Below are 2,049 nucleotides of genomic sequence, written 5' to 3' on the forward strand. Positions count from 1 at the left end.
ATATCGGGACACGCACGACTCTTTCGCCCCCTCAATTTCTCCAGCCAGGTGTCCCTCCATGATTCCAATTACATATACCGGCGGTGCATCATACCTCTTAATTCCCTTTTCCATCTGCAAGTCGAAAGCCTTCGCACCATAAAATACGCTGCGGGTGAAGAAGTCATTATCATGGCTCGTCCTCTGCATCTCCACCACGAACCGAACGCCCGCCGAGTCCAAACAGTGTAGGTCATAACGCACCAACCTGTGTTCTGTCGTCTTTCCGAAAACTTCCGTGTTCTTGTATTCGATGTCGGTAACCACATGCTCGCCATCCAGGATCATGTTCAGGAAATCGATCATGACTGCCTTGTTGCGATCGTCGCCGAACACCGCCTTGAATCCCGCATCGCTAAGCAGGTTCACGTATCTCTGCCCCTCTACCATCTTGAAAACTTTTTGCAAAGATCTGGAGACTTATCCGTTTGCGGAACTCGCCAACGGATAGAGACAGAAAACGCCCTCCTGACGACTCAGGAAGGCGATTATTCGAACAAATTGAATGACGTTTTCCGGAAATCTGGGCTCTGAAAGATTAATTCTCGTTCGCCAGAGCACATACCTGCTCCTCGGAAAGGCCCGAGTACTGCGCAACTTGCTGTATAGGCATGCCTCCCTTTACCATTGCCAACACAACGGACTTGACACCTTCTTCGCGTCCTACCTCACGACCCTCCTCTCGTCCCTCGAGGCGAGAATAGTACAAATCATGCTGATAATCCCTTTCTGTCATCTCCTGTACAGTATAGTCAATTTTCTTGGACTCATCGAAGGCCGCAATCTCAGACGCGTCACGAAGATTCACGAGACCGCTCTCCAAATCAAAAGACTCCGGCAGGTCATCGAGCTCGTACATGTGCTTAAGGCAGTACAGCCACTGGTCAAGCACATCCACACACTCTTCCTTCGCCTTCTTGAAAAAGCCCAACTGTACAAAGATAAGAGAAAAAGTCTCCGGTCCGACAATCTGCTTGTCGATATCAGTAAACTTGTATCGGGAAATACATGAATTCGCCCACTCCTCGTGCGCAAGATGACCCTCCATGATACCTATCACATAGGCAGGAGGGCAGATATACGAAGGACGGTGTTTCTCCACCTGCAGGTCATAGACCTTCGTCCCATAGAACACGCTGCGATGATAGAAATCACGATCGTGTCGCATACGCTGCATCTCCACGACGAACCTCACCCCCTCCGAATCCATGCAGCTCAGGTCAAAACGCACAGCCCGGTCCTCAGCAATCTTACCAAACACTTCGGTACCCATAAATTCGAGATCTACCACGACCCTCTCCCCATGGAGAACCAGATTTATGAAATCTATCAAAACAATCTTGTTGCGCTCGTCGCCGAACACCGCCTTGAATCCTGCATCGCTCAGCAGGTTCACGTATCTCTGCCCCTCTACCATCTTGAAACCTTTTCCGCAAAGGTCCGGAGACTTATCCGTTTGCGGAACTCGCAAACGGATAAAGGCAGGAATCGCCCTCCTGACGACTCAGGAAGGCGATTATTCTAACAAAACGAATGATATTTTCCGGAAAAACGCGCTCTGAAAACTAATTCTCATTCGCAAGAGCACATACCTGCTCCTCGGAGAGGCCAGTACACTGAACTATCTGCGATATCGGCATTCCATTCCTCAACATTCTCGAAGCAACATCAAGAACACCTTTCAAAACACCCTCCTCACGACCCTGGGCAACCCCAGCATCGAACCCCTTCTTACGCGACCAATACATGTCGTGCCTATAATCCATCTCTGTCATCTCTTCCGCGATATAAGTTAGTTTCTTGACTTCATCAAAAGCGGCGATCTCTGATGCATTGTACAAATCTGCCAATCCATCTACATAGCCAAAAGACGCCGGGAACTCATCCATTGAGCCTATATGCTTTAGGCAATAGAGCCACTGATCAAGCACATCCACACAGTCGTCCTTCGCTTTCTTGAAGAATCCCAACTGCACAAAGATAAGGGAAATTGTCTTTCGCTGCTCGAGC

General features: G+C 49.1%; 3 protein-coding genes. All 3 read right to left on the bottom strand.

The annotated features are described in order from the left end of the window. On the bottom strand, positions 1 to 429 hold a 429-nt coding region (locus AC06ND_RS01255), incomplete at its 3' end, for a PD-(D/E)XK nuclease family transposase (protein WP_475677181.1). A gap of 148 nt (positions 430 to 577) precedes the next feature. Beyond that, the gene (locus AC06ND_RS01260; RefSeq protein WP_475677182.1) at positions 578 to 1,456 is read right to left on the bottom strand and encodes an Rpn family recombination-promoting nuclease/putative transposase; all 879 of its coding nucleotides are present in this window, start codon (positions 1,454 to 1,456) and stop codon (positions 578 to 580) included. A gap of 148 nt (positions 1,457 to 1,604) precedes the next feature. Continuing rightward, a partial coding sequence (locus AC06ND_RS01265) for a hypothetical protein (RefSeq protein WP_475677183.1) occupies positions 1,605 to 2,049 on the bottom strand: 445 nt, incomplete at its 5' end.

Source organism: Candidatus Cryptobacteroides sp. (assembly GCF_056207615.1).

Bases quoted from the DNA above. Each gene is read 5' to 3' on its own strand.
- AC06ND_RS01260 (WP_475677182.1), bottom strand. From the start codon at position 1,456: ATGGTAGAGGGGCAGAGATACGTGAACCTGCTGAGCGATGCAGGATTC.